Source organism: Nonomuraea sp. NEAU-A123, assembly GCF_018603905.1.
Taxonomy (GTDB): domain Bacteria; phylum Actinomycetota; class Actinomycetes; order Streptosporangiales; family Streptosporangiaceae; genus Nonomuraea.
The window spans coordinates 1-21397 of record NZ_JAHFZZ010000037.1 but is presented as its reverse complement, the minus strand read 5'-3'; the positions used below and the strand labels follow the sequence as shown (position 1 = coordinate 21397).

Below are 21397 nucleotides of genomic sequence, written 5' to 3'. Positions count from 1 at the left end.
CCGCTGCCACCAGGTCAAAGAGGCCATGGGGCCGCAGCATGTCTTGACATAGACGATACTGGGCAGCCTAAGAGCAGGCGCGGCGGCGGAGACTAGCCGTGATCTCCCGTCATCACGGAGAATGCGCAGGGTGGGGGCAACTTCCACCTCTAAGTGAGGAGACCTGTGGCCGATACAGGCACGCTCGAAACCCGAGGTAGTGACTTCGCGAAGCTAGCCCGACAAATCCAGGACGCCGGCCTGCTCGACCGGCGTCCGATCTACTACGCCGTGCGGCTGACCCTGGTGTTGGCCGCTTATGTCGGTCTATGGGCGCTGTTCTGGTGGGTCGGCGACTCATGGTGGCAACTGCTGGTGGCCGTCGCGCTCGGCGTGGCCTCCGCGCAGATCGGATTCGTCGCCCACGACCTGGGGCACCGGCAGGTCTTCAGGACCCGGCGGGCAAGTGACATCCTCGGGCTGCTCATCGGCGACTTCGGCATCGGGCTGGGCTGGGGCTGGTGGAACACCAAGCACAACCGCCACCACGCCAACCCCAACCACGAGGACGAGGACCCGGACGTCTCGCCCGCCGTGATCGTCTGGTCGACCGATCAGGTGCGCCGGAGCCGGGGCCTGCCGAGGTTCATCGCCAAGTGGCAGGCGTTCTGGTTCTTCCCCCTGCTCACGCTGGAGGCGTGGCACCTGCACATCGCCAGTGTCAAGGCGGTGTTCCAGCCGACGACGAAGCACCGGAAGTGGGAGGGGGCGCTGCTGCTGGCGCACTTCGTCTGCTACTTCGGCGTGATCTTCACCGTGCTGCCGATCGGCATGGCCCTGGTCTTCCTGGTGGTGCACCAGGGGCTGTTCGGCGTCTATCTGGGCAGCACGTTCGCGCCGAACCACAAGGGCATGCCGATCCTCACCAAGGACGACAAGCTCGACTACCTCCGCAAGCAGGTGCTGACCTCGCGCAACGTCAAGGGCGGCGTGTTCGTGGACGTGGCGCTCGGCCAGCTCAACTACCAGATCGAGCACCACCTGTTCCCCAACATGCCGTCCCCGAACCTGCGCAAGGCCCAGCCGATCGTCCGTCAGTACTGCGCCGATCTGGGTGTCAGCTACCTGGAGACCGGGCTGATCGCCTCCTACGGCCAGGCGCTGCGGCACCTGCACGAGGTAGGCGCGCCCCTGCGCTGAGCAGCCCCGCGGATCAGCCGCCGTCGCGACGCCGGAGGAGGTCGTCGCGGCGACGTTCCAGGTCCGCGATCAGCTCTTCCTGCTCGTCGGCCATGCTGATCATCGCGCCTACCTCCACCTGGTCGGTGGCGCCCATGTCACCGATCTGGTCGCGCAGATCCTTGGTCTGGGCTCGCAACCTGGTCAGATCCTCTTCGACCTGACGCAACTCGTCTTCTACGCTCATGCTCCGGCTCTACCCATTGCGGGGCGGTTGGCCACCCGGACGGCGGGCCGTACAGAATGGGCGGCATGCGCACGTTGTCGGCCGGCACCATCGTGTCGCTCGCGGTGGTCGTCGCCGTGCTGGCGGGCACGGTCGTCACGTCCTTCCTCCAGCCGGGTCACGTACCGAACGCGCTGGACGTGCTGCTGCCGCTCGCGGCCGGTGCCGGGGTGCTGGCGCGGCAGCGCTACCCGGTCGCGGCACTGATCGTCGTGCTGGTGGCCGTCGCGCTCTACTACCCCTTCGCCCGGCTCGACGGGCCGGTCATCATCCTGGCGTTCGTGGTCCTGTACACCGCCGCCGAGCTGGGCCACCTGATTGCCGCCATCGCCGCGGGCGCGGCCGCGCTGCTGGCCATGGGGCTGGGCGAGACCGGCGGGATCAGGCACATGGACGACAGCGTGTTCTTGATGATCGCCGGTTGGGTGGTGGCCGCCGTCGCCGGTGGGGGCGTCACCCGCAACCGCCGCGCCTACCTGCGGGAGGCCGAGCGGCGCGTGCTCGACGCCCTGCACAGCAAGGAGGAGGAGGCCAGGCTGCGGGCGAGCGAGGAACGGCTGCGCATCGCCAGGGAGCTGCACGACGTACTCGGGCACAACATCTCGATGATCAACGTGCAGGCCGCGGCGGCGCTGCACGGGCTGAAGAAGCGGCCGCAGGACGCGGAGGCCGCGCTGCGGACGATCAAGGAGACCAGCAAGGAGACGCTGCGCGAGCTGCGTACCACGCTCGGGGTGCTGCGGCAGGTGGACGAGGGCGCGCCGACCGCGCCCGCCGACAGCCTGGCCCGGATGGAGGCGCTGGTCGCGGGCACGGGGGTGGACGTGCGGACCGAGCTGTCCGGGCGGCTGGACGGAGTGCCGACCGAGGTGGACCTGGCCGCGACCCGCATCATCAGGGAGGCCCTGACGAACGTCTCCCGGCACTCGGGAGCCGCCGAGGCTCGGCTGAGCGTCACCAACCAGTCCGGACATATCGTGATCCGCGTGGAGGATGATGGGCCGGGAGCGACGTTCACCGACGGGAGCGGGTTCGGGCTGCAGGGCATGCGCGAGCGCGCCGGCGCGCTGGGCGGCACCCTGGAGGCGGGTCCCCGCCCTGACGGCGGCTTCCTGGTCGTCGCCGACCTTCCACTGAACGGAGTGCGATGATCCGCACAGTGCTCGCCGACGACCAGAACCTCGTACGGGCCGGGTTCCGGTCCATCCTGAGCGACGAGGACGGCATCGAGGTGGTCGGCGAGGCGGCCAACGGCGCCGAGGCCGTGGCCAGGACCCGCGAGTTGCGGCCCGACGTGGTGCTGATGGACATCCGGATGCCCGAGCTGGACGGCCTGGAGGCGACCCGCGTGATCGTCACCGACCCGCGGCTCGACGGCGTCAAGGTGATCATCCTGACCACGTTCGACCTCGACGACTACGTCTACGGCGCGCTGCGGGCGGGCGCGAGCGGGTTCCTGGTCAAGGACACCGAGCCGGCCGAGCTGATCCACGCGGTCAGAGTGGTGGCCAGGGGGGACGCGCTGATCGCGCCCTCGGTCACCCGGCGGCTGATCGCCGAGTTCGCCGGCCGGGTCAAGCGCCCGGAGCCGGGTCCCAGGCTCAACGCGCTCACCGAGCGCGAGCGGGAGGTCATGGCGCTGGTCGCGGCCGGGCTGTCCAACGACGAGATCGCGGCCCGGCTGGTGCTCAGCCCGGCCACGGCCAAGACGCACGTCAGCCGCATCATGACCAAGCTCGGCTCGCGCGACCGGGCGCAGCTCGTGGTGCTCGCCTACGAGGCCGGCATGATCACCCCGGGCTGGCTTACTCCCTGAGGTGTACGCCGGGCGGTCCGTTGACACCACAGGTGTACAGCAGGTGTATGCCCTGGCATGACGCGGTGGAGGTGGTCTTGACGGGAACCTCTGACCATGGAGACCGTCGACCTCGCCCGCCTGCAGTTCGCCCTCACCGCGGGGGCGCACTTCCTGTTCGTCGCGCTGACCCTCGGGCTGGCGACGCTGGTGGCCGTCATCCAGACCCGGGCCACCTTGACCCGCAGCCCGGTGCACCTGCGGATGACCCGGTTCTGGGGGCAGCTGTACATCATCAACTACGCGATGGGCATCGTCACCGGACTGGTCATGGAGTTCCAGCTCGGGCTGTCGTGGAGCGGGCTCACCGAGTTCGCCGGGAACGTGTTCGGCTCGGCGCTGGCGATCGAGACGATCGTGGCGTTCTTCATCGAGTCCACCTTCCTGGGCCTGTGGATCTTCGGCTGGAACAAGCTGAACCGGTGGGCGCACCTGGCGCTGATCTGGGTCGTCACGCTGACGGCCCACGCCTCGGCGTTCTGGATCCTGATCTCCAACGGCTTCCTGCAGAACCCGGTGGGCTACCAGCTCAAGGACGGCGTCCTGCGGCTCACCGACTTCGGCGCGCTGGTGGCCAACCCGGCGGCGCTGATCGCCTTCTTCCACGTCGGCGGCGGCGCGCTGATCGTCGGCGGCTTCCTGATGGCCGGAGTGAGCGCCTACCACCTGGCCAAGCGCACCGCCGAGCAGGACTTCTTCCGCAAGTCGCTGCGCCTCGGGATCGGCGTGGCGCTGCCCGCGACGCTGTTCACCGCGACGTTCGGCGGCATCGGCTTCCAGACGCTGCAGCCCACCAAGCTGGCCGCCTGGTCGGGCAGCGCGAACCGGCTGGCCGAGGCGCAGGCGGAGATGGCGGCCAAGTACGGCCCGGGTGACTACCTGCCGCCGCTGGGCTGGGTGCACGCCGGCGGGATCACCATGCTGACGCTCTTCGCGGTGCTCTTCTTCGTCGCCGGGGTGAGTTTCCTGCTGATGCTGTTCCGGCCGGTCGTACGGGGCTTCCGGCCCTGGCACCGGCTGCTGACCGCGCTGATCCCCGTCCCGTTCGTGACCATGATCGCCGGGTGGATCTTCCGCGAGATGGGCCGCCAGCCCTGGACCGTGTACGGCCTGCTGAAGACGGCCGACGCCATGTCACCGGTGTCCAGCGGCCAGATCAGGTTTTCGCTGACCGCGTTCGGCACCGTGTTCGCCGTGCTCATCCTGGTCAACTACTGGCTGCTGGCCAGGACCGCCCGCAAGGGACCGAACGCCGTCACGCTGGGCGACCGGCCACTTGCGCTCGGCGCCCCCACCCTGACCTTCTGAGGAGCCGTCATGGAGATCCTGATCCTGGCCTTCTTCGCGCTCGGCTACCTCGTGCTGGCCGGGGCCGACATCGGCGTCGGCATGGTGCTGCCGTACCTCGGGCGCACCGCCGGCGAGCGGCGCGAGGCCATCGCCGCGATCGCGCCCTTCTTCCTCGGCAACGAGGTGTGGCTGGTGGCCACCGCGGGGGTCCTCGCCGGGCTCTTCCCCGCTTTGGAGGGCTCGTTGCTGAGCGGCAACTACTCGCTCGTCGTGGCGCTGGTGCTCTCCTGGGTCCTGCGGGACATGGGTCTGTGGTTACGCGGGCGGCTGCCGGGCGTCCGGTGGCAGGGGTTCTGGGACGGCGCGGTCGTCACTGGTAGCTGGGGGCTGGCGTTGAGCTGGGGTTGGCTGCTCAGTGACGTGCTGCTCGGCATCCACGGGCCCATCGCGGTGCTGCCCGCCCTGCTGGTGGCCGCGTTGTTCGCCACGCACGGGCTGGCCTTCGCGACGCTGCGGCTGCGGGGCGTGCTGCGTGCGCGGGCGGCGGTGTTGTCCGGCGGCGCCGGGGAGGGCCGCACCTACGCCCTGACCGCGACGGCCCTCGTGGCGATCGGGGTCCTGGCGGGCTTCCGGCTGCCACTGGCGCCGGGGACCTCGGGCGCACTGCTGGTACCGGTCATCCTCACGATGATCCCGTTCCTGGTGGCCTCACAGGCGTGGGTCTGGTGGACCTTCCGGCACCGGGTGAGCGAGCCGTCTTACCTTTGAGCGGCGGAAATCTGGAGGGATGACGCCGCCACGCCTGTCAAGGAGCGGCCAGGCCATTTGCGGATCCGCTGCTTGCCGTACGTCAGAAGACCGGCGCGCCGTCACGCGTCAGGCGCCAGTTGGCGGCGGCGAAGTCGGCCGGGTTGATCGTGCCCTTCGCGGTCGCGTAGTCGATCAGCGCCTGGCGGATCTCCACCTGGGCGTTGTACAGCACCGGCGCGCCCACGACGTGCGGGAACCCGCCGCCACCCGACTGGCGGTAGTTGTTGATCGCGACCACGAACTCCTTGTCCGCCGGAACCGGCGTTCCCTCGTAGGTGAGGTTCGCGATCCGCTGCCCGACCGGCTTGGCGATGTCGATGTCGTACGAGACGCCCGACAGCTGGTCGTAGTTGTAGTCCGGCGTGTTCCCGGCGTTGGTCAGCTTGGCGACGTCCACGGGATCGCCGGAGGCGAGCTGGTTGAAGTACTTGGCGGAGTACTCCAGGTAGTCCTTGATCTGGGCGCCCGTCAGCTTCACGGCCAGCAGCGTGTTGTCGTACACGTACAAGCCGGCCACGTCGCGGACCCGGATGTCACCGGCGGGGAAGACGGCGGTCCGGCTGAACGGCGCGGCGATCGACAGGATCGGCAGCTGGTTGTCCGGCAGCGCCTGCTTGACGGTCTCGACCTGGACCTGCTGGATGTAGTCGAGGATCGGCGTGTCCTTGTACGGGGACTCGGCGGCCGAGAGCTGCTCCGACGACTTGGCCACGACCTTGTTGACGTAGCCGACCGTGGCGTCGTGCTGCGGCTTGAGCAGAGCGGTGATCTTCGGGTCCTCGGCGGCCGTGTTCGTGTTGAGCGTGGTCGAGGACTTGCCGGTGACGGTCCATTTGCCGCCCTGCTTGGCCAGCTGGAAGTCGATCACGCTGAGGCGCTGGCCCCACTTGCTCGGCTCGGTGAGCAGGACCTGCTTGCCGGTGGCCTGGTTCGTGACGAATCGCTGGGCCACGTCGTTGTGCGCGTGCCCGAACAGCACCGCGTCGATGCCCGGCACCTGCTCGGCGACCATCGCTGAGGCGTTCTCCACGGGCAGGTCACCGCCGTAGGACGAGATGCCGCTGTCGCCCGCGTGCGCGGTCACCACGACCACGTCCGCGCCCAGCTTGCGGATGATCGGCACCCACTTCTTGGCCGACTCCACCAGGTCGGTGAAGCGGAGCTTGCCCTCGACGTTCGCCTTGTCCCAGATCGCGACACCCGGGTTGGTCAGGCCGAGCACGCCCACCTTGACCGGCTTGTCGCCCTTGACGTTCATGGTCTTGATCACGAACGGCAGGTAGGCGGGCCGGCCGGTCTTCGCGCTGACCGCGTTCGCGCCGAGTACCGGGGCCTTCATCTGGTGGATCCAGGTGGCCAGGAGGGGCAGGCCGTAGTTGAACTCGTGGTTGCCCAGGGTGACGGCGTCGTAGCCGATGGCGTTCATGGCCTTGGCCATCGGGTGGACCGGGCCGTTCCTGGTGATCGGCTCGACCTTGGCGTAGTAGTACGCCAGCGGGGTGCCCTGGATGGTGTCACCCGAGTCGAACAGCAGCGTCCGGTCGGCGCCGCGCTCCGTCCGCACCTTGTTGACCAGCGTCGACACCTTGGCCAGGCCGACGTTGTTGCCGGCGCTGTCCGCGTAGGCCGTGTCCTTGTAGTAGTCCCAGTTGAGGCCGTTGCCATGGATGTCGGAGGTGCCCATCACGGTGACGGTGATGGTCTTGCCACCGGTCGCGTGCGCGGGCAGGCCGATCAGGGCCAGCGCGGTCAGCGTGACGGCCCCAAACTTGATGATGTGCATGGCGAGGAGGCTAACTCCGGCAAATAACCCACGGGTTACGGGAAACCTGGCCGGGTCAGAGGGACTTGACCGAGGCGTCCTCCGCGGGGATCTCCTTCGGGGAGGCGCGTAGCCAGCGGCAGCCGTGCGGCTCCAGCGTCAGCTGCGCCACGCCCTGCTCGGAGACCTCCACCGTCCCGTCCACCAGGAGGTCCGTGAGCGTGTGCGACTCCAGCCCGGCCAGTTTCAGCTCCACGTCCTGGGCGGTTTCGCCAAGGTTGTGGATCACCACCACCGTGGCGCCGTCGGCGTCGCAGCGGTGCGCCAGGATCGCCGGATCGGCCGCCTCCAGCACTGTGCAGTCGCCCCAGGCCAGCTCCGGGCACTCGCGGTAGCGCTCGATGAGCAGCTGGAACCAGCGCAGCAACGAATCCCGGTCCCGCTTCTGGTCGGCCACGTTGATCCGCGCGGGCGAGTAGGCGCCGTCCGGCATCTCGCGTTCGGGGGCGCCCCGGGTGAAGCCGCCGTCCACCGACCACTGCATCGGCGTCCGTACGGCCATGCGGCCCTCCGTCTTGAGGTTCTCGCCCATGCCGATCTCTTCGCCGTAGAACATGACGGGCGTGCCCGGCAGGGAGAAGAGCAGGCTGTAGGCCATCTTGATGCGGCGCGGGTCCCCGCCCATCATGGTCGGCAAGCGCCGGCGCAGGCCGCGGCCGTAGATCTGCATGTCCTCGTCTGGGCCGAATGCCCGGAAGACCTCCTGGCGTTCCTTGTCCGTGAGCTTGTCCAGCGTCAGCTCGTCGTGGTTGCGCAGGAACATCGCCCACTGGCAGTCCTTGGGCGGCCTGGGCCGGGATTTGAGCGCGTCGGCGAGCGGCTCGGCCTCGCCGCGCGCCAGCGCCAGCCACGCGCGCTGCATGCCGATGAAGTCGAAGCACATGGAGAGCTGGTCGCCCAGCCCCTCCCCGAAGTAGCTCATCAGGTCCTTGTAGGGCAGGTTGACCTCGCCGAGCAGCACCGAGGTGCCCTCACGCCGGGTCATGAAGGCCCGCAGGTCCGCCAGGAACTCGTGCGGGTCGGCCAGCTTGGGCTGGACGTTCTCGATGAGGAACGGCACGGCGTCCACCCGGAACCCCGACAGCCCCAGCTCCATCCAGAAGCCCAGGATCCGGACGATCTCGTCGCGCACCTCGGGGTTGCTGACGTTCAGGTCGGGCTGGTGGCGGTAGAAGCTGTGCAGGTAGTACTGGCCGGTCGAGGTGTCGAGCTGCCAGATGCTGTCCTCCTCGTCGGGGAAGACCACCTGCTTGGGATCGTCCGGCTCCGGCTTGTCCGACCAGACGTACCAGTCGCGCAGCGGCGACTTCTTGCTCGACCGCGATTCGATGAACCAGGGGTGCTGGTCGGAGGTGTGGTTCACGACCAGGTCCGCGATCACCCGCAGGCCGCGGTCCTTGGCGGTCCGCATGAACTCTACGAAGTCGCCCAGCGTGCCGAGCCGGGGGTCGATGGAGTAGAAGTCGGTGATGTCGTAGCCGTCGTCCCGGTTGGGGGTCGGGAAGAACGGCATCAGCCACAGGGTGGTGACCCCCATCCCCGCCAGGTAGTCGATCTGCTGCGTGAGCCCGCGGAAGTCGCCGATCCCGTCGTCGTTGCCGTCCTTGAACGTCTCGACGTCCAGGCAGTAGACAACGGCGTTCTTCCACCACAAATCCGAGGTGTACGTCAGTCGCATGCCGCCACCGCTACCCAGGAGCGGGTCACCCATTCAGAGCAGGGTGCCGCCGGTCACCTCGAATCCGGCGAGCGCCTCGTCGACCTGGGCCAGTGTGTCGCGGTGCAGGACGAGGTCGGCGGCGGCCAGGTTCTCCTCGATGTGCACGGGGGTGCGGCTGCCCGGGATCGCCACCACGTGCTCGTACTGGTGCAGCAGCCAGGCCAGGGCCAGTTGGGCGGGGGTGATGCCCAGGCGGGTGGCCAGGTCCCTGATCGGGGCGTAACGATCGTTGTTGCTCGCCAGGTTGCCGGCGGAGAAGCGGGGCGCGTTGTGCCGGAAGTCGCCCTCGCCCAACTGCTGGACGGTGCCGGTGAGGAAGCCGTTGCCGAGCGGGCTCCAGGCCACGATGCCCACGTTCAGCTCGCGGGCCGCCTTGAGGAGGTCGGGATCGACCGGCCGCCACATCGACCATTCGTTCTGCACGGCCGCCACCGGGTGCACGGCATGCGCCCGGCGCAGCTCGTCTGCGGTCACGTTCGACAGGCCGAGGTGCCTGACCAGCCCGGCCTCGACGAGCTCGGCCATCGCCCCGGCCGTCTCCTCGATCGGCACGCCCGGGTCCACGTAGTGCGAGTAGTAGAGGTCGATCACGTCGGTGTCCAGGTTGCGCAGGCTCCGCTCGGCGTAGCGGCGGACCATCCGCGGCTCGGCGTTCACCCGCAGCTCGCCGAACGCGTAGCCCACGGGCTGCGATCTGCTCGCCTCCCCCTCCGGGATGGCCAGGCCGAACTTGGTGGCGACCACCACCTCGTCGCGCCGGCCCTTGATCGCCCGGCCGACCAGGCGCTCGTTGTGGCCGTTCGCACCGTAGGCGTCGCTGGTGTCGACGTGGACCGCTCCGGCGTCGAGTGCCGCCTTGAGCGCCGTCTCGGCGCGGGTGTCGTCGATGTCGCCGTACACGCCGGGCGACAGCACCATCGCGCCGAAGCCGATCGCGGGGACCCGCAGGTTGTTTCCGAGTTCACGTGTCTTCATGCGGTTCATCCTGCTGGCGGTACGGGCGGCACGTCCAAGACCTACTGCTATAACCGATGGTTATGGACGTGCACCTGCGGGACCTGCGTTATTTCGTCGCGACGGCCGAGGAGCTGAACGTGACTAGGGCCGCCGAGCGGCTGTTCGTCTCCCAGCCCGCGCTGTCCAAGCAGCTCAGGGCGCTGGAACGGCAGCTCGGCTTCGGCCTGTTCGAGCGCGTGCCCTCCGGGATGGTCCTGACCAGGCAGGGCGAGACGCTGCTGCCGGTCGCGCGCGAACTGCTCGACCGGTGGAACGCCGGGCTTGAGACCGCACGGGCCGCCGCACCCACGGGCACCCTGGTCATCGGCATGCAGACGGCGGTCGGGCGAGGGATCCAGCAGGAGGCGCTGCGCCTGTTCCGGAAGGCGATGCCCGGCTGGGAGGTGTCACTGCGGCTGGTCGGCTGGGACGATCCCAGCGGCGGCCTGGCCGACGGCGGCTCCGACGTGGCCTTCATCTGGCTGCCCGTGCCCGAGGGACTGAACACGCATGTTCTCGCCACTGAGGGCAGAGGCGTCGCCATGCCGGACGACCACCCCCTCGCCGAGCTGGCGGAGATCCCGTTCGAGGCCCTGCGCGACGAGCCGTTCATCGCGCTGCCCACCTCGGCGGGGCCGCTGCGCGACTACTGGCTCGCCCGCGACCTCCGGGACGACGAGCCGGTCATCGGGGTCACGGCCAACACGCCTGAAGAGGTGTTCGAGGCCGTGACCAGCGGTTTGGGCGTCGTCCTGGTGGCCGAGGGCAACGCCGCGCTCTACAAACGGCCCGGCCTGGTCTATCGCCCGGTGACCGGCCTCCCGCCGGGCGAGCTGGCCATCGCCTGGCGGTCCGGCGATAAAAGGCCAGAAGTCAGGGCATTCATCGACGCACTCCGAGAAAGCGCTACTAAGGTCTGACCGACACGGATCTCGCGAAAGGGCGACCCATGAGCACCGATTACACGATCACTTTCGACCTGATCGACGTTGACAAGGACGGCAGGATCTCCGCCGAAGAGCTGGTGGGACTGATGGAGGTGCTGGGTCAGCCGATCACGCTGGAGGCGGCGCAGGCCGGAGTGCAGCGGCTCGACAAGGACGGGGACGGCTTGATCGACGTGGAAGAGTTCGGCGCCTTCCTGAAGTAAAACAAGCACTTGCTACACAAACCTCTGCCGCGCGGGTAACAATGGCGACAGGAGGGACGATGGCCAGCAAGAGTGACACCAGCGACACCCGGATCTCCGCGGACATCGTGAAGACGCTCAAGGCCGGAATCGGCCGGATCTCCGCCGAGGTGATCGGGGAGATCCAGGCCCGCATCCCCGAGTACGCCCGGCCATCCGACGAGGTCTACATCAAGGTCGTCAGGACCACCGTCGAGCAGGCCATCGACGGCTTCCTCGACCACATCCAGGACCCCGCCGCCCCCTGGGACCCCGAGCCGTTCCGCATGATCGGCAAGGGCGAGGCGGCGGAGGGTCGCAATCTGGAGCCGCTGCAGGCCGCGATGCGGCTGGGCGCCCGGGTCGGCTGGCGGCGGCTGACTGAGATCGCCGACCCGCTCGGACTCTCCCCGCAGTCCCTGTACGACCTGGGCGAGGCCATCTTCGTCTACCTCGACCAGCTCGCCGACGCCGCGGCCGAGGGCTTCGACGAAGCTCGGGCACACGCGGCGGGCGAGATCGAGCGGCGCCGCAACCGGCTGCTCGACCTGCTGCTGAGCCGGCCGCCCGCCGGTTCGGAGGCCATCTCCGACCTGGCCAGGGCCGCCGGGTGGCGGCTGCCGAAGACCGTGGCCTGCGTCGCGCTCGACGACCAGCACGGCACCTGCCGGTCCCCCGCGGTGCCGCCCGACGTGCTGACCGGCCTGGAACGAACCACGCCATGCCTGCTCGTACCCGACCCGAACGGCCCCGGCCAGGCCCGGATGCTGGAGACCGCGCTCCGCGGCTACCTGGGCGCGATCGGGCCCGCCGTGCCCCTGCCCGCCGCCGCGTCGTCGCTGCGGTGGGCGGCCGAGGCACTGGAGCTGTCCGGGCGCGGCGTGCTGCCGCGCGGCCTGCTGCGCTGCACGGACCATATGGCGACGCTGGTCGTGTTCAAGGACGAGGAGCTGGTCAACGCACTGGCGGAGATACGGCTGGCGCCGCTGGCCCATCTGCGGCCCACGCAGCAGGACCGGCTGGCGGAGACGCTGCTGGCCTGGCTGCGGCACGGCCGGGGGGCGGGGGAGGTGGCGGCTCGGCTGCATGTGCATCCGCAGACGGTTCGGTATCGGTTGCGGCAGTTGGAGGAGCTTTACGGGGACCAGCTCGCCGATCCGGACATCCGCTTCGAGCTGGAGATCGTGCTGCGTGCCCGCCGGGCGGCCGCCCTGGCCGCACGCCCTTTGTGAGTCTTTTCTAGGAACGGAACAGCCGGAGACGGTCCTCGCCGATGCGCTCGCGGTGGGCGGCGTCCTCGATGCCGAGGTCCGGGCCGGGGGCCAGGGCCAGCACGCCGACCTTCCCCACGTGCTGGTTGAGCTGGACGGCCCGCGCGGCGTCCGCCGCCTCGGCCAGCGGGTACGCGCGGGAGAGCGTGGGATGGATCATGCCGAGCGAGATGAGGCGGTTAACCTCGTGGCATTCCTGGTAGTTCGCGCCGTGGGAGCCGATGATCTGCTTGAGCCGCATCCACAGGTGCCGGTTGTCGTAGGCGTGGTCGTACCCGCTGGACGACCCACAGGTGACCACCTTCCCGCCCTTTTTCGCGACATATACCGACGCGCCGAAAGTGTCCCTTCCGGTGTGCTCGAACACGATGGCCGGGTCCTCACCCACCTGGCGCCTGATCTCCGCCCCCAGCCCGCGCCACCCCTTCTCGTCGGTCAGGTCGTCGAAGCGTGAGCGGTCGACGACGTGCGCGCAGCCCATCCGGCGCAGCAGCGCGGCCTTCTCCGGGGAGCTCACCACGCCGACGGGGATGCCGCCGCCGTTCCTGACGAGCTGCACGCCGTACGCGCCGAGCCCGCCCGACGCTCCCCACAGCAGCACCACGTCGCCCTGCTTCATCCGGGCGCCGCGCTCGCCGACCAGCATCCGGTACGCGGTCGACGCGCACAGCATGTTGCACGCCGCCTCCTCCCAGCTCAGATGCCGCGGCTTGGGCAGCAACTGCGTCGCCTTGACCACCGCGAACTCCGCCAGCCCGCCGAAGTTCGTCTCGAACCCCCACGCGCGCAGGTCCGCGGCCAGCATCCCGTCGTGCTGCACGATCGGGTCCTGACTGTCGAGGTAGGCGGGGCTGGTGACCACCCGGTCCCCGGCCCGCCAGTGCCGTACCGCCTGCCCCGTCCTGACGACCACCCCGGCCGCGTCGGAGCCGAGCACGTGGGTGGGCAGATCGTGCCGCGGGTCGGTACGCCCGAAGCGTTCCAGGAACGCGAACGTCGGGATCGGCTCGAACATGGCCGACCAGATCGTGTTGAAATTAATCGCACTGGCCATGACCGCGACAAGAACCTCATCAGGCGCCAGCTCCGGCATCGGCACCTCCCCCACATGCAGGGACTTCCGTACGTCCTTGTCGCTCATGTCGCCGAACATGCCGACCTCGTCCTTGCGGAGGTGTACAGCCCGGTAGCGTGTCGGCACCTCCAGGCTCGCCAGCTCCGCGGGCCCCGCGCCCGCCACCACGGCCTCTGCCAGCGTCATGCGAGCCTCCTCTTCAGGTCGTCGGCGATGCCTTCGACGTGGGGTGGGTCGAGCAGGTTGAGGTGGTGCGAGCCGGGAATCTCGACGATCTCCAGGCGCGGGCTGTAAGGGCGGAAGCCGCGCGCCGGATCGTCCTCGTGCGCGTACCGCACGTCCTCGACCGTCCAGGGGGTCGGCTCCGTGGAACGGTAGAGGACCACTTCGCCCTGGTACGGCCCGGCCTCGTACCGGTCGAGGGCCCTGGTGTCCTCGTGCGAGGTGATCTGGTGGCGCAGGATGGCCGGGCTGAGCAGGGCCGGCACGCCGGACTCCGCGATCCGCTCCTCGGCCAGCGCGAGCTGTCCGCGCTCGTCGAGCAGCCGGAGTTCGCGCTGGTCGAGGCGGACCTGGACGCCGTAGGTGTGATGCAGATATGTCGCGAAATCGGCGTACCGCTGGGCCTGGATCTCCCGCCGCCTCTCCTCGGACACCCTGGCCGGCAGCCCGGCGTCGATCATCGCGACCAGCTCGACGTCGTCGTCCAGCCGCCTGGCGATCTCGAACGCCAGAGTCCCTCCGAACGACCAGCCGCCCAGCCGGTAGGGCCCGGGACAGGTCTGCTTGACGGCCTCGGCATAGCGGGCGGCCCGCTCGGGGATGCCCAGCTCGCCCGCGCCGTCCAGCCGCTCCAGGCCGATGACCGGGAGGTCCAGGCGGGCGGCCAGCAGGGCGTACCCGCCTGTGGTGCCACCGGCGGGGTGCGCCAGGAACAGCGGCCGGTCGCCGGTGCGTGCGGTGAGGGGTCTGACGACGGCGAGCCCGGCCTCGGCGACCTCGCCCTGGCGCACGGCATCGGCGACCTCGGCCACCCGGACCCCGCCGCCTGTCTCGACCGTTCTGCCGAGTTCGTGGCTGAGGAGGTCGAGGGTTGTCGCCAGCACGTCCGGCGCGATCGTCTCGGTGACTGAGGGCACGCGTCCGAGCAGGCCGGTCAGCACCCTGACCACCTGCCGCTCCGCCGCGTCCCTCGGCCCGACCACAGCGCGTGCCGGTTCGGGCTGTGTGAGGCCCAGTTCGGTGGCGACGGTCCGTGCCAGGTCGCCCAGCGTTCCGCCGTTGAGCAGCGGTGCCGTCGGGATCGTGACGCCGAAGTCGTACTCGATCGTGCCACGCAACCGGGTGGCGGCCAGCGAGTCGAGCCCCCGCCCGGTGAGCACGGCGCCCTCGTCCAGCCACACCGGCTCCACCCCGAGCACGGCCGCGACCCGCTCCCTGACCTGCCCCACGACGGCGGCCAGCGCCTCCTCGGGCCCCAGCTCGGCGAGATCACGCGGCCCCTCCGAGGCGAGGTGGCCGGCGACCTCCGAGAAGTACGGAAGGCGACCGATCCCCGGAAACACCGACAAAGCCGCGGCCGGAGCGAACCTGACCACCCCCGCACACCGGTCACGCTGGATCAACGCCTCCAACGCCTCGACACCCTCCTCAGCGGTCAGCGGCTCGATCCCCGGCATCGCGACCGCCCCGGCCCACGTACCCCAGCCAATGGCGACGGCGGGCAGCCCCCGCGCACGACGCAACCGGCAGAGGGCGTCCAGCCAGGCGTTGGCGGTGGCGTAAGCGGCCTGGCCAGGGGAGCCGAGCAGCGCGGCGGCCGAGGAGAAGGCCACCCACCAGTCGAGGTCCAGGTGTTCGGTGGCTTGGTGAAGGTGGAGCGCGCCATCCACCTTGGCGGCCCAGACCCGTTGGAGGCTGCCCGGGTCGAGATCGGCTATCAGCCGGTCATCCAGGACTCCGGCGGCGTGTACGACTCCGCGTAGCCGTACCCCTCCGTCGGTCGCAGCCGCCACGAGCCGCTCGGCCGTACCGTGAGCAGCCAGATCACCCACCACCACCTCGGCGACGCCCTCGAGGTCACTCGGCACGGGAGCGGCGGAGCGGCCGTTCAGCACGATGCGCGTGGCACCACGACTGGCCAGCCAGCGCGCGACGACCAGCCCGAGCCTGCCGTACCCACCGGTGATCACATACCCGCCAGGCCCCACAACCGACGGATGGAACACCGTGCCGAGTGTCGCGCGGCGCAGCCGGGCCGCGTAGCGCGCGCCGTCACGCCAGGCCACCTCGTCATCCCCGCTGTCGGCGGCGAGTTCCTGGGCCAGGACGTTGAGGTCGTCGACGTCCACCAGCCTGACGCGCGCTTCGGGGCGCTCGAACGCCAGCACCCTGACCAGCCCGCTCACCGAGGCGGGACCGGGATCGGCCGCCTCTCCGTCTCGTACGGCCTGAGCGCGTTCGGTGACGATCGTGAGCTCTGTCCCCTGGTCGGCGCGGCGGGCCAGATCCAGGATCAGCCGTCGAGCCGCCCGAGGATCGAGCAGCCGCGGCACCCGCACGATGGCACCCGACCCACCGGCCGCCGGAGCCGCCGGCAAGGGGGCGGGGACCCAGACGCGTTCGAGGAGCTTGTCGTCGAGGGGCACCGGGATGCTGGACGCCGGGACCTCCCGGCTCTCGACCCCGTGGAGCGTGCCGTCCGCCGCCACCCGCCGTACCCTCTCCAGGGCATCAGCCGGCCGAACCGTCCGCGTGAGGCCGGCCGAGCCGTAGACCGTCCAGGAGCCTGCGGCGTTCTTGGCCGCCAGCTCGACCCCGGTCCCCGTCAACGTGACCGTCACCCGCGCGGGCAGGGGCAGCAACGCGTGCAGGGCTACCTCGTACAACTCCGCCGATCCGTACACCTCCGTGGCGGCGGCGTGCGCGAGCCGGGCCACGGCGGTGAGCGGGAGCACGGGGTGGCCGTGGCGATGCCAGCCGGACGGCTCCAGCCGCCAGGGCGCGTCGGCGAGGTCGTCGAGCGTGGTGGTCCACGAGTGTCCAGCGGGGGACTCGACGTACGCGCCGAGCAGGCGGTGTCCCGGTGGGCGGCAGTACGGGGTGACCCAGTGGCGCGTGTGCTGCCACGGCGCTCCCGGTACGTCCACCACCTGGCCCCGCGTCCTGGGCGTGATGGCGGTGGCCACGGTGGCGAGCTGGGTGTGGAAGGCGTGGTCGTGACGGCGTTCGAGGGAGTGGGTGATCATCGTGGTGGCCGGGAGCGTGTCCTGGAGCGCCGGGCTCAGCAAGGGGTGCGGGCTCACCTCGGTGAAGACGGTGAAACCGTCCTCCGCGGCGGCCCGTACAGCCTGGAGCAGGCGTACCGGGCGGCGCACGCCCGCGGCCCAGTACGCGGCCTCGAACGTGGGGGTCTCGCGGGGGTCGTCGAAGACCGTGGAGTAGTACGGCAGGCGCGGCTTGGCCGGGGTGATGGCGACGAGCTCGGCCCTGATCTTCGGCAGCAAGGGGGCGACCTGGGGTGAATGGCCGGCGCCTTCGGTGGTGAGCGTTCTGGCGAACAGACCGCTGGCCTCGACCTCCGCCACGAACCGGGCGATCCGCTCGGGGGCACCGGTGACGACGGTCTGGCTCGGCGCGGAATGAACCGCCACGTACAGGTCACCGGGCACCTCCTCGGCACCCACCCCGACCACGGCCATGGCCCCAGTCCCGCTGCCGACGGTGCCGAGGAGGCGGGCGCGGCGGCAGATCACCCGTACCGCGTCGGGCAGGTCGAGGCCGCCTGCCACGACCGCGGCCGCTGCCTCGCCCATCGAGTGGCCGATCACCGCGGCGGGTTCGATGCCGTACGCCTGCCACAGGCGGGCCAAGGCGATCTGGACGGCGAAGATCATGGGCTGGACCGTGGCGACGCCCGGGGCCGCCGCCGGGGTGTGGAGGTCGATGGCGGCTTCGGCCTGGAGGAGGGGGGCGAGTTCGTCGATCGCCTGTCTGTAGGGCGGTTCCGTTTCGTACAGGTGGTGGCCCATCCCCTGCCACTGCGAGCCGTACCCGCTGAAGACCCACACCGGCCCGACCGGAGCCGGGGGGACGGGGCGAGGGGTGACGGCGGCGAGTCGTTCGCGCAGCTCGGGCGCGTCGGCGGCCAGCACGGCGGTGGCGCTGCGACCGTGACCGGCTCGCCTGGCGAGGGTGTGGGCCACGTCGCGGAGGTCGGCCGAGGGCTGCCAGGCGGCCAGGGTCTCCGCGTGCTGCCCGACGCGATCGGGAGTGGTGCCGGTGAGGACGAAGATGTGCTTGGCGGGGACGGCTCGGGCGACCGCCGCGGCCTCCTGCGCCCGGTACGCCGCCAGAGCGACGTGCGCGTTGGTGCCGCCGAAGCCGAACGACGACACCCCCGCTCGCGCGTCCGGTCGCGGCCAAGGTGTGGGCGTGGTGACGACCCGCAGCGTCTCCCAGGGAATGTGCGGGTTCGGCTGCCGGAAGTGCAGGCTGGGCGGGATCACGCCGTGCCACAGCGCCAGGACCGTCTTGATGAGCCCCGCGATCCCGGCCGCCGCCTCCAGGTGGCCGAGGTTCGTCTTGGCCGAGCCGAGCAGCACCTGTCCGGGGAACACCGCGGCGATGGCCCGCGCCTCGATGGGGTCGCCGAGGAACGTGCCGGTTCCGTGCGCCTCCACGTAGTCGGGCCCCCGGTCCAGCCCCGCGTACACCTCACGCAACAGCGCTTCCTGCGCCTCGGGGTTCGGGGCGACGAGGCCGTTCGAGCGGCCGTCCTGGTTGACGCCGGTCTCCGTGATCACCGCGAGCACCCGGTCGCCGTCCCGTTCGGCGTCCGCCAGGCGTTTGAGTACGACGACGCCGCAGCCCTCGGCGCGCACCATGCCGTCGGCCGACGCGTCGAACGCCTTGCACCGCCCGTCCGCCGCCGTGCCGCCGCCCTGGTCGAACGCCACCGTGACCAGGGGAGACAGCAGCAGGTTCACTCCGGCGGCCAGGGCCAGGTCGCACTCCCCCGACCTCAGCGCGCCTACCGCGAGGTGGGCGGCGACGAGCGAGGACGAGCAGGCCGTGTCCACCGCCATCGAGGGGCCGCGCAGGTCGAGGAGGTAGGACAGGCGGTTCGCGGCGATGCTGAGCGCCGCGCCGGTGGCCGTCCACGCGCCGACGCCGGCCAGGTCCGTGCTGGTCAGGTAGGCGTACTCGGTGCTGGAGATGCCGACGAACGCCCCGGTACGGCTGCCGCCCAGCGACCTCGGGGCGATGCCGCCGTGCTCCAGCGCCTCCCAGGCCGTCTCCAGGAGCAGCCGCTGCTGCGGATCCATGAGGGCCGCCTCGCCCGGCGCGATCCCGAAGAACTCCGCGTCGAACCCCGCCACGTCCTCCAGGAACCCGCCCTGCCTGGTCGTCCTGGCCAGCACCTCCTCCGTGCGCGCCGACCCGTCGTCGAACGCCTCCCACCGGCCCACGGGCACCTCGCCGACCGCGTCTCGCCCTTCGAGCAGCAGGTCCCAGTACGCCCCCGGGCCGTGCGCGCCCGGCAACCGGCACCCCACCCCGACCACCGCCACCGGCTCCCCGAGCACGCCGGGGGTTTCCGGCTCGCGTTCCCGCGGCGGCGCGGCGAGTGCGCGGGCCAGGCGGTTGATCGTCGGGTGTTCCCAGGCGAGGGTCGGGCTGAGCTCCCTGCCGAGCAGTTCGGCCAGCTCGCCCGCGATCGCCACCGCGTCACGCGACGACAGGCCGTACTCCTCCAGCGGCCGTTCCGGATCGACCCGCTCGATTCCGCGTGAGGCGATCCGTTCGGTGAGGAAGCGGCGGATGCCGGCTTCACCCAGTACGTTCACGAGGGCTCCCATGCTGCCGGGTGGTCGGCCAACATACCCGCGCCCTCCGGCGCTGGGGCAGCCCCGTACCGAACATTCCTCGGGTGCGATTTGTCACGCCGGTGATAACCCCGGTTTTGTCCGGCAGAGCGCAACCAACGACGATATTTCGTTGCATTGGGTCATAGCTGGGGCGGTGCCGTGGCCCCTAGCCTCGCCACGGTCTCACTTGCGAAGGGGAGCCCTCATGCGATCCCACGGCCTGCTGGCACTGGCGACGACGGTGCTCCTCATCGGGTCGAGCGCCACTCCCGCGCTCGCCGATCCAGACTGGTCGATCGTGCCCGACGGCCAGACGACCACCCAGCCACCGGCCGTACGGCCCACAACGGACTCCCGGCCCGCGAACTACCTGCCCGGCCAGAAGGCTCTCCCCGGCAACGCCCGCGTCGTGCGGGAGCGGTGGCTGGGCCCCCGCATGCTCGACGTTCTCATCTCCTCACCGTCGATCGGCCAGTTGACGCCGGTCCGCCTGCTGCTCCCCAAGGGCTGGTCCAAGAACGCGAGCCGAACCTGGCCCGTCCTGTACCTCCTGCACGGCGGCGCCGACAACTACACGTCCTGGACCCGCATGACGGACATAGCCGGCTTCACCGAGAACCTGGACGCCATAGTCGTCATGCCGGAAGCAGGCCGAGCCGGTAACTACTCAGACTGGTACAACAACGGCAAGGGCGGTCCACCGGCGTGGGCCACGTTCCACACGTACGAGGTGCGGCGGCTGCTGGAGATCGGCTACCGCGCGGGCACCCGTCGAGCCGTCGCCGGGCTGTCGATGGGTGCGTACGGGGCGATGAAGTACGCGGCACGCTATCCGGGGATGTTCCGCTTCGTCGGTGCGTACAGCGGCGTCATGGCCACCCAGCTCCCCGGCATCCCCGAGATCATCATGAACGCCCAGGCCAGCGAGAAGCAGGACCCCAAGGCCCTCTGGGGCGACCCCCTGCGCGACAGGAGGGTCTGGGCGGCCAACGACCCCGTGGCCCTGGCCCCGGGCCTGAAGGGCGTCTCGATCTACATCTCGAGCGGCACGAACAGCTTCCTCGGCCCCCTGGACCCGCCCGGCTCCCCCTGGCACCCGGCCCACCTCGGCGAACCCATCTCCGCCTACACGGCCAAGGCCCTGAGCAAGCGGCTGAACAGCCTGGGCATCCAGCACACCCTGAACCTGTACGGCAACGGCACCCACACCTGGCCGTACTGGATCAGGGAGTTCAAGAACTCCTACCCCATGATCTTGGCCGCACTGGGCCTGCCAGGCGCCGTCCAGCCCTGAACAGCACGCGGCGCGACGGCTTTCCGGACGCCCTTAAAACGGACATTTGGCTGGTTTTCCCCGGTTTTCACGCCCGAAAACCTAACCACTGCGGCGAATGTGGCGTTCTAAGATCTCAGGGTGGCGCATACTGGAGTAGATGAAGCCGCCCAGCGCCGCGACCCGGCGCCACCTGCCCACCAGCCCCTTCAAACCCCCGCCCCCGGCCCCGCCGGTCGAGGTGTTCACCTTGAACGACCAGGTGTCCCATGACCGGTACGGTCTCGGTCGGGTCATCGGCGTCGAGGACGAAGCCGTGCTTGTCGACTTCGGTGCCCGCCAGGAACGGATCACGACCCCGTACGCCAAGCTGATCAAGCTCTAAGACAGCCTGGCAGTACAGGAACCCGCAGGCAGCGTTCGCCAGAGGGCGCTGTCAGCATGTCTTGACGCGTGTCATACGGGCCCGGCCCATGAAAGCATGGTCATCGCCTTCAGGCGCTCAGCGCCGATGGAGCTCAGGCGGTGATAGTGGGGACAAGTCCCCACACTTCCGGCGAGGTGGCCGTTTGGCCCCTCGCGCTCCCCGGGCCCAAGCCGTCTGGCCAGTTCGTGCTACACAGGTTGAATTCGTAGAGTCGGTCATGGCTTTGTCGGGGTATCGAGGGTGAGTCCGGTCTGGGCCAGGCAGCCGGTGAGCAGGTGGGGCCGGTATTGGATCTTCTTCAGCTTGCGTTTGACGATCCGGACGAGACCGGCCAGGTCGGTGACAGCGAAGTTGGTCATGGCCCGGCGGAGCAGAG

Annotated in this window: 16 protein-coding genes; 10 read left to right on the top strand and 6 right to left on the bottom strand. The window is 70.1% G+C overall.

All coding sequences use genetic code 11. From position 1 onward, the window contains the following. Positions 1–165 precede the first annotated feature (165 nt). Positions 166–1179: an acyl-CoA desaturase gene (locus KLK06_RS55220; protein ID WP_308168952.1), complete on the top strand. Its 1014-nt coding sequence runs from the start codon at positions 166–168 to the stop codon at positions 1177–1179. A 13-nt stretch (positions 1180–1192) separates the two neighbouring features. Here the strand turns inward: KLK06_RS55220 and KLK06_RS55215 are convergent, their stop codons facing one another. Continuing rightward, on the bottom strand, positions 1193–1405 hold the full coding sequence (locus KLK06_RS55215) for a hypothetical protein (RefSeq protein WP_214643918.1): 213 nt from the start codon (positions 1403–1405) through the stop codon (positions 1193–1195). Between the two features lie 65 nt (positions 1406–1470). Here KLK06_RS55215 and KLK06_RS55210 point away from each other — a divergent pair, with 65 nt between their 5' ends. From KLK06_RS55210 to KLK06_RS55195, 4 genes are all read left to right on the top strand, one after another. After that, entirely contained in the window at positions 1471–2595 is a 1125-nt protein-coding gene (locus KLK06_RS55210) for a sensor histidine kinase (RefSeq protein WP_250907542.1), read from the top strand. Further along, a complete protein-coding gene (locus tag KLK06_RS55205) occupies positions 2592–3260 on the top strand; it encodes a response regulator transcription factor (RefSeq protein ID WP_214643917.1) in 669 nt (222 codons plus the stop codon). Before KLK06_RS55210 ends, KLK06_RS55205 begins: the two co-directional genes overlap by 4 nt. Before the next feature lie 96 nt (positions 3261–3356). Continuing rightward, positions 3357–4607, top strand: a complete 1251-nt coding sequence (locus tag KLK06_RS55200) for a cytochrome ubiquinol oxidase subunit I (RefSeq protein WP_214643916.1) — start codon at positions 3357–3359, stop codon at positions 4605–4607. Positions 4608–4616: 9 nt separating this feature from the next. After that, complete coding sequence (locus KLK06_RS55195) at positions 4617–5357, top strand: cytochrome d ubiquinol oxidase subunit II (RefSeq protein WP_214643915.1); 741 nt, start codon at positions 4617–4619, stop codon at positions 5355–5357. 82 nt (positions 5358–5439) lie between these two features. Here KLK06_RS55195 and KLK06_RS55190 read toward each other — a convergent pair whose 3' ends face one another. Genes KLK06_RS55190 through KLK06_RS55180 form a run of 3 tightly spaced genes read right to left on the bottom strand, consistent with a single transcriptional unit; the run spans position 5440 to position 9916 of the window. Then, the gene (locus tag KLK06_RS55190) at positions 5440–7182 is read right to left on the bottom strand and encodes a bifunctional UDP-sugar hydrolase/5'-nucleotidase (RefSeq protein WP_214643914.1); all 1743 of its coding nucleotides are present in this window, start codon (positions 7180–7182) and stop codon (positions 5440–5442) included. Between the two features lie 55 nt (positions 7183–7237). Then, positions 7238–8932 (bottom strand): alpha-amylase family protein, encoded by a 1695-nt coding sequence (locus tag KLK06_RS55185; RefSeq protein WP_250907541.1) that lies wholly within the window; start codon positions 8930–8932, stop codon positions 7238–7240. Next, positions 8933–9916, bottom strand: a complete 984-nt coding sequence (locus tag KLK06_RS55180; protein ID WP_214643913.1) for an aldo/keto reductase — start codon at positions 9914–9916, stop codon at positions 8933–8935. A gap of 62 nt (positions 9917–9978) precedes the next feature. On the opposite strand from KLK06_RS55180, the gene KLK06_RS55175 reads away from it, so the two are divergent. From KLK06_RS55175 to KLK06_RS55165, 3 genes are read left to right on the top strand one after another with little or no spacing between them, the layout of a single operon-like run. Continuing rightward, positions 9979–10857 (top strand): LysR family transcriptional regulator, encoded by an 879-nt coding sequence (locus tag KLK06_RS55175; RefSeq protein ID WP_214643912.1) that lies wholly within the window; start codon positions 9979–9981, stop codon positions 10855–10857. Between the two features lie 29 nt (positions 10858–10886). Continuing rightward, positions 10887–11087, top strand: coding sequence for an EF-hand domain-containing protein (locus KLK06_RS55170; protein ID WP_214643911.1), 201 nt, complete (start codon positions 10887–10889; stop codon positions 11085–11087). Positions 11088–11146: 59 nt separating this feature from the next. After that, on the top strand, positions 11147–12337 hold the full coding sequence (locus KLK06_RS55165; RefSeq protein ID WP_250907540.1) for a helix-turn-helix domain-containing protein: 1191 nt from the start codon (positions 11147–11149) through the stop codon (positions 12335–12337). Positions 12338–12344: 7 nt separating this feature from the next. Here the strand turns inward: KLK06_RS55165 and ccrA are convergent, their stop codons facing one another. Together ccrA and KLK06_RS55155 are read right to left on the bottom strand one after the other, a co-directional pair. Then, positions 12345–13637, bottom strand: coding sequence for a crotonyl-CoA carboxylase/reductase (ccrA, locus tag KLK06_RS55160; protein ID WP_214643910.1), 1293 nt, complete (start codon positions 13635–13637; stop codon positions 12345–12347). After that, positions 13634–19300 (bottom strand): type I polyketide synthase, encoded by a 5667-nt coding sequence (locus KLK06_RS55155; protein ID WP_214643909.1) that lies wholly within the window; start codon positions 19298–19300, stop codon positions 13634–13636. The genes ccrA and KLK06_RS55155 overlap by 4 nt, the downstream gene beginning before the upstream one ends. A gap of 226 nt (positions 19301–19526) precedes the next feature. Here KLK06_RS55155 and KLK06_RS55150 point away from each other — a divergent pair, with 226 nt between their 5' ends. Both KLK06_RS55150 and KLK06_RS55145 read left to right on the top strand, forming a co-directional pair. Further along, positions 19527–20615 carry an alpha/beta hydrolase family protein gene (locus KLK06_RS55150; RefSeq protein WP_214643908.1) on the top strand — a complete coding sequence of 363 codons (1089 nt, stop codon included), beginning with the start codon at positions 19527–19529 and terminating at the stop codon, positions 20613–20615. 139 nt (positions 20616–20754) lie between these two features. Beyond that, complete coding sequence (locus tag KLK06_RS55145; protein ID WP_214643907.1) at positions 20755–20979, top strand: hypothetical protein; 225 nt, start codon at positions 20755–20757, stop codon at positions 20977–20979. The last annotated feature ends 418 nt before the right edge of the window (positions 20980–21397 follow it).